Below are 6,338 nucleotides of genomic sequence, written 5' to 3'. Positions count from 1 at the left end.
TGCGCGAGATCTTTGGAGCGGATGCGGCGCTTTACTCCAAGGTGACGCAGTATGGCTCCGTTTATCAGATCATCGACAGCACGACTGTGGTTGCGGCATCGGCAAAGCTCGTTGATCTGAAGAGCGGTGATGTACTGTGGCAGGGCAACGGGCGAGCGACCGGCAAGGAAATGGGTAATAACGTCAACGTGGGCGCATTCGGGATCGTCGGCGTGCTGGTCCAGGCCGCTGTCAAGCAGGTCGCGCATTCGTTGTCTGATGAAGGCCATGCTGTTGCTGCGCTGACGAGCAATCGACTCCTGTCCGCTGGGCCGCCGAACGGCTTGCTGTATGGTCCGAGATCGCCGAAGCACGGAACGGACTGAGAGCATCTTCCTGGTGTGAGCTCACACGGCGGTGTGTGAGCTCCTCATCAGAATCAGCGTGAGGGAACTGGATACGCAGGCGCCGGGCAGCGATCCGGCGTGCAGGCGCTTGCGCTTGATGCGCACCGAGTTCGCGATCGGCGAAGTAAAAATCGAGTAATCAAGGCGTCGTTGAAAGGACGACCTACCGGAGTTCGGGGAACCGCAATATGTCTCATATCGTTGGAATTGACCTGGGCACGACGAATAGCCTAGTCGCTGTTTGGCGTGACGACGGTGCCGAATTGATTCCGAACGCGCTCGGAGAACGCCTCACGCCATCGTGTGTGTCGATCGACGCGGATGGGGCGATATTGGTCGGCCGGCCCGCGCTCGAACGCCGCACCACGCATCCGGAGTGTACTGCTGCGAGCTTTAAGCGCTACATGGGTACGGAACGGAAACTGCACCTGGTCGATCGTCTCTTTCGGCCAGAAGAGCTGTCGTCGCTGGTTCTGAAGTCGCTTAAGGCGGATGCCGAGGCCTGGTTGAATGAGCCCGTCTCGGACGCCGTGATCGCTGTTCCGGCCTATTTCAACGATGCGCAACGCAAGGCGACCCGGATTGCCGGCGAGCTCGCAGGCCTCAATGTGTTGCGTTTGATCAATGAACCGACCGCCGCTGCGCTTGCATACAGCGTACATCAGCGCGACGCGGAGCGGAAATTCCTGATCTTCGATTTGGGCGGCGGAACCTTCGATGTGTCAGTTCTCGATTTCTTCGAAGGTGTGATGGAGGTGCGGGCCAGCACGGGTGACAACTTCCTCGGCGGCGATGACTTCACCCACGCACTATGTGAGCTGTTCTGTCGCCAACGGGGTTTCGCGTTGAGTGATCTTTCGTCGGCCGACGCGCAGCGATTGTGGCGTCAGGTGGAAGCTGGGAAGCGGCGGCTGACGCAGAACGACAATGATCGCATCACGCTGGAACTGCGAGTCGGCGATGTCGAACACGTTGTCGAGTTGAATGCCGATGATCTCGATCGCACTTTTGAACCATTGCTGGATAAGCTGCGCAAACCGGTTGAGCGAGCCCTTCGCGACGCGAAGATTCCGCTCGGCCAACTCGACGAGATTATCCTGGTCGGCGGCGCGACCCGCATGCCTGCGGTTCGCAAGCTTGTGTCGCGGATGTTTGGTCGCTTGCCGGCCGGTCACTTGAACCCGGACGAAGTCGTCGCGCTTGGGGCCGCCGTGCAGGCTGGACTCGTCGGTCGTCATGCAGCGCTCGACGAAATGGTAATGACCGATGTCGCCCCCTATAGTCTCGGGATCGATGCGGCAATTCAGGTGGGTGCCGATAGTTATGCGGGTGGGCATTTCGTGCCGATCATCGAGCGCAACACGATCGTGCCGGTCAGCCGCGAGCAGCGAGTGACCACGATTCGCGACCGGCAACAGTATCTGAACATCAGAGTATTTCAGGGCGAAGCGCGGTTGACTCGCGACAATATTGCCCTCGGCGAGCTGAAGCTTGAAATGCCGCTCAAGCCGGCGGGCGAGGCGGGCGCGGATATTCGCTTCACATACGACGTCAGTGGCGTACTGGAAGTGCAAGCGACGGCGTTCCCAAGTGGTGTTACGCGGACAATCGTTATTGAAGAGAATCCGGGCGTGATGACACGGGAGGAGATTGCGCGCTGTGTGGCCGCGTTGGCGGCGCTGAAGGTCCATCCTCGAGATCAAATCGAAAATCGAACTCTGCTGGCGCGGGCGGATCGCATTTACGAGGAATTGTTGGGCGAACCGCGTCGCTTTCTCGCGGCGCATATCGCGCGATTTCAGGCAGTGCTCGAACGCCAGGCATCCGACGAGATTCCGCGTGTACGGAGGGAACTGGGCGCGCTGCTCGATCAAATTGACGCTCAATCCACCTACTGAGCCGAGAGCGCACATGAATCAATGGCCTTGGAGCGTGCTTGAGATTGAATCGGATTCCGATGAGCGGGCCGTACGGCGAGCCTATGCACGAGTGTTGAAGCAACGGCGCGCCGACGAGAATCCCGAGCAGTTTCAGGCGTTACGTAGCGCGTATGAACATGCGTTGATGCTCGCCCGTCATGCGGCGCAGGAGATCACGCTCACCGTGGTCGAGGCCGATGGCGCGGATTTGCAGGCGCAACTCGACCGGACCGAAGTCGGCCACAAGGAGAGTGAAACATCGCGGGGCGGCGGTGTCGAAACGCCCGATCGAGCGGAATCGCCCCCGCCGGTGGACACGCCTGATGCGGCTGCCGAAGCGACGAGAATCTGGAGCGAGTTCGCGGCGGAGCCTGATAACGTGACCTCGCGGCGTTCGATCACGGAACTGTTTGCGTCAGTGATCAGCATCGCACTGCGTGACGAGCTCGAATGGCGCGCATTGCTGTACTGTCTGCGCGATGATATTCCGGACGGTTGTCGAGGCGACATCGCTGCGGTTCTGAATTGGCGCGAGCAATCGGAACATTTGATGCAAAGGAATGTCTTCGTGGCGCGACAGGCATTGGCGAGAGTCTTCGCCGACGACGAATACCGCGACCTCGAACGGCGTTTCCCATTGTCGGTCGATCTCCTCGATCGACCGCATCCGGGTATGGCGAAAGCGCTGTTTCGGCTGATTGATGGCGCCCGCCTTCGCGCGATGCAGGCACTGCTCTTCTCGTTACAGACGTCCTCCACCAATGCTCGGCTTCTCAGATTCGACAGCGAACAGATCGCATTCTGGGAGCGCGCGTGCGCGTATCGGGCGAAATGGGGCCGACTGGGTACGATGGTGCCGTTGCTCGGCGTCTGGTGCGGCGTGCTGTTGGCCAAAGGCTTGTCGGTCGCGCATTCGGACGGCGGCCACAGGGCGTGGAGCGGGCGCGAATGGGTAGTCGTCGCACTGGTCGCGCTCCTGACTATGCTCGTCTACGGCATCGCCGTGTTCGGTTCGTCACCCTTATCGTCACGCTCGAAGCGCATCGCACAGGAAAATCTTGGTGCGCGATATGGATGGATCGGGTTGTGGGTTGCGGCGGCATGCGCCGGCTATGCCGACCAGCAAGGCAGTATCGTCACGGCGGCGGCGTTGGGATCACTATCGATTTCGTCCGCATGGGCGGTAGCTGTACATGGCTGGCCTCGCCTGAGAGGGTTGCTGATCGTTACTGCCTACGCAGCGGGAGGTTTTGGCTTCTACAGCTATTTCGTCCACGTCGCTGGTGGTCCGTGGCAGTTGCCGATCGCGCAAGGCGCGTTGTATGCGATGTTCAGCGGCTTTGTCCAGGACGAGTTGCGCGGGATCATAGGGCGCTGGCCGCGCACGCATCACGTGGCGGTGGCGGCGTGGCTTGTTGGGGCAGCTGTAACGGCGATATTGCTCGTCGCGCCGGATCTAGCGGATGCGGGTACTGCGTGGGTCGGGCCGACTTGGAGTGCCTATGCGCTACTTGTCGTGGTTGGGGGCGTGCTTGGGAGCATGCGTTGGGGGCAATTGACGGAAATTTTCCCGTCTATGTTCCGGGGCTACGGATTTATCCTTTGGTTTGCAGTGGTATTTACACAAGCATCATTCGCGGCGTTTGTCGTGCTATGCGTGATGGGTTTCTGGATTGTCCAGGACATTTTGAGAAAGAGGCATGCTCTACCCGGATAGTCGAGAAAGGGGAGCGGATTGGAGCGTCACTGTTCCTGCGTGGAGCGGTTTCAGGTGATGCACGACGACAGCACTTTGAGTCGTGACGCGTCGTGTGGTTGACCCGTGAGCAAGTTGCTTCGGTTGGCTCGATGTTCGATGGTTTCGACGAAACGGTACCTTATTCAGATATGGCGCGTACGGGTGAACAGGCGTTCCAACAGGTCGCGAATACTGCAAAGGCAGCCGGCCTTACGTTAATGGCGTCGGAATGGGTCGGTGCGGACGCTCGCTACGTTTTCATGTGTTCAAAAGGGCACAAGTTTGAGCGGCGCGCAACTTCCATTCTGTATAAAAATGCGACCGCGTGTCCCGAATGCAAATGCGAAGCGCTGCGTGATCGATGGATGGCAATAGTTCAGGAGCGCGGAGGCGAACTTGTAGAGGGCGAATTCACGACCGTAGTCAGGCGCTATCGGCTGCGCTGTGCAAAGGGGCACGAATGGGAGGCGTTGGGCGAGCATATCGTCGCCGGCCGCTGGTGCCGCCGTTGCGTGGCCGAAGCCAACTCAGCACGCCTATTGGATCAGGAGGGGCTCGCCCGCCTGCAAGCAGCGGCACGGAGCAAAGGCGGTCGCTGTCTCGCGACGGAATATGTGGGTAGGGCGGCACGCTACGAAATGGAATGCTCGCGCGGTCACCGCTGGCAGACCAAAGGCGGGCTTGTTTTAGACGGTCATTGGTGTCCAGCGTGCGCGAGAAAGGAAAGTGCCGAACAACAGCGCAGATCCGATGGCCTACAGCGATTGCAAGCAGCAGCAGCGTCAAGAGGCGGCATTTGTCTGAGCGAAACCTATACCGGTCTGATGTCACGATACAGGTTTCGTTGCGCAACCGGCCATGAGTGGCAAAGCTTTGCCGGCGCAATATTGGGCGGGACATGGTGTACGGCATGTCGATTCGACGAAGCGGGGGCGGTAGCGTTTGAGCGATTGCACGCCACTGTTACGGCACTGGGTTGGCGATGTCTCTCTGGCACCTGGGCCGGCTACAACGAGCGGTATGAATTCGAATGCGAGAAAGGCCATCGATTTACTCGCAATGCAATGGCGCTACTGTACCGAGGCGAGCAAGCTCGTTGTGAGGCATGCGATGCAGACGAGATTGAAGCACGTTGGCTGGCGACTATCACCGATCGCCGTGGCGTGCTCCTCAATGGACCGTTCAGCGGATTATTGAAACGTTACCGCCTCCGCTGTGCCGAAGGGCACGAGTGGGAGACAACTGGCGAGTTGATCCGTAGGGGTAAATGGTGTCCGGAATGCGGACGAGTGAAATCGGCAGAATGCAATGTTTTGGCCGATGGGCTTGCGAGATTGCAGGCGATTGCTTTACAGCATGGTGGCCGGTGCTTGGCTGCGCAGTACACGCGTAGTCGGGATCATTACCCGTTCGAATGTGCGAAAGGCCATCGATGGAAGGCGTCTGGACAAATGGTGGTGACCGGGCATTGGTGTCCGAAATGTGCGGGTCTTGCGCGACGTCTTACGCTCGAAACCATGCAGGCAATTGCGAGGGAGCGCGGCGGGCTGTGCCTGTCCGACGAATACCAAGGCGCACATGTGAAACTGACCTGGCAGTGCCATCGTGGGCATGTCTGGCAGTCGTCACCGGCGAACGTCAAAAACAAGGGACGTTGGTGTCCCAATTGCGCGTTTCTTGAAATGACGAAGGACCCGAAGAAGCGTCTGAGGTGGGATTACGAGGGCAGGGAGTGATCGGGTGAGCTGATCAGTTCGGACAATATGAAAGGGTAGGCAAGTGGGAAAAAGTACGATGCGACGTGGTGGACGCGCCGGGCTGACGAAAGAGATGTTGTTGCCGTTGTCGACTGAAAAGGTGCGGTCGTTGTCGCTGGAGAACCATATGGCTCTGGCTGTGATTTGCTCGGGAAACGGAGATTGCGATCAGGTCACTTGTCTGTTGCGAGTCGTTTACTTGGCGTTCTACCTGCGTAACGAGACAGCCTCCGGTGTGGGTTTGGAGTTGTACCGTCGAGCGGAGGCCGTACTAGATGCCTGTATTGCACGAGCAGAGCGCGAGGAGCCGTGGATGCTTCACGAGAACGAAGCCGCTGACGTGGAGCGGCTTCTAGTCGTGCATGACGCACAACTGGCAGCGGTGCCGAAGTACCGCTATCTTACGGCGTGGGATCAGTTGCAGCGATTTGTGACGGGAACGGGGCGCTCGCCGATTCCGCTGGCATGATGGGGAGCAGGGTATGATTCGAGCCAAGAGTAGCCTGCGGCATGAAAGCGTCCGGGCTATATTGGCTCG

General features: G+C 59.2%; 5 protein-coding genes. All 5 read left to right on the top strand.

The features are described 5' to 3' along the window. Positions 1-365: GNA1162 family protein (locus DPV79_RS37230; protein ID WP_165843581.1), on the top strand; the 365-nt coding region annotated here is incomplete at its 5' end. Between the two features lie 209 nt (positions 366-574). Continuing rightward, entirely contained in the window at positions 575-2,284 is a 1,710-nt protein-coding gene (locus tag DPV79_RS37225) for a molecular chaperone HscC (RefSeq protein WP_113047765.1), read from the top strand. A gap of 13 nt (positions 2,285-2,297) precedes the next feature. Beyond that, positions 2,298-4,022 carry a hypothetical protein gene (locus DPV79_RS37220; protein ID WP_113047764.1) on the top strand — a complete coding sequence of 575 codons (1,725 nt, stop codon included), beginning with the start codon at positions 2,298-2,300 and terminating at the stop codon, positions 4,020-4,022. 92 nt (positions 4,023-4,114) lie between these two features. Continuing rightward, positions 4,115-5,779 (top strand): zinc-ribbon domain-containing protein, encoded by a 1,665-nt coding sequence (locus tag DPV79_RS43510; RefSeq protein WP_244321871.1) that lies wholly within the window; start codon positions 4,115-4,117, stop codon positions 5,777-5,779. Positions 5,780-5,837: 58 nt separating this feature from the next. After that, a complete protein-coding gene (locus DPV79_RS37210) occupies positions 5,838-6,269 on the top strand; it encodes a hypothetical protein (RefSeq protein WP_244321870.1) in 432 nt (143 codons plus the stop codon). Positions 6,270-6,338: the final 69 nt, after the last annotated feature.

The sequence above is a fragment of the Burkholderia reimsis genome, from assembly GCF_003294055.1.
GTDB lineage: Bacteria > Pseudomonadota > Gammaproteobacteria > Burkholderiales > Burkholderiaceae > Burkholderia > Burkholderia cepacia.
This window is presented reverse-complemented; position numbering and strand designations above follow the sequence as displayed.